Here is a 303-nt window from a genome sequence, read left to right as displayed (position 1 = left end):
CCACCGGGTGTACCCGGCAATGTGACGGATAACGGTGACGGCAGCTGGACGGTGCAAGTGGAAAGCGCCTCGCTGGACAGCCTGATATTCGTGCCCGGTGATGCCAACAGCAGCAACTGGAACGGTCAGTTGGCTCTGGATATTCGCGCTGTCGATTTAGATGACGAAGCCACGGATGATCTGGCGGTATTTGAAACCATTACAGTGACACTGGACAGTGTCAACGATGCGCCGGTTAATGAGGTACCTGCCGATCCGCTGACCGTCGATGAAGACACAACTTTGCTGATTAACACCCTGCAG

At 55.1% G+C, this 303-nt stretch carries 1 protein-coding gene; it reads left to right on the top strand.

Translation table 11 applies throughout. The annotated features are described in order from the left end of the window. The coding region (locus ACYP03_RS25465) for a hypothetical protein (RefSeq protein WP_459782602.1) at nucleotides 1-303 on the top strand (303 nt) is incomplete at both ends.

The sequence above is a fragment of the Photobacterium sp. R1 genome (assembly GCF_054600795.1).
This window is presented reverse-complemented; position numbering and strand designations above follow the sequence as displayed.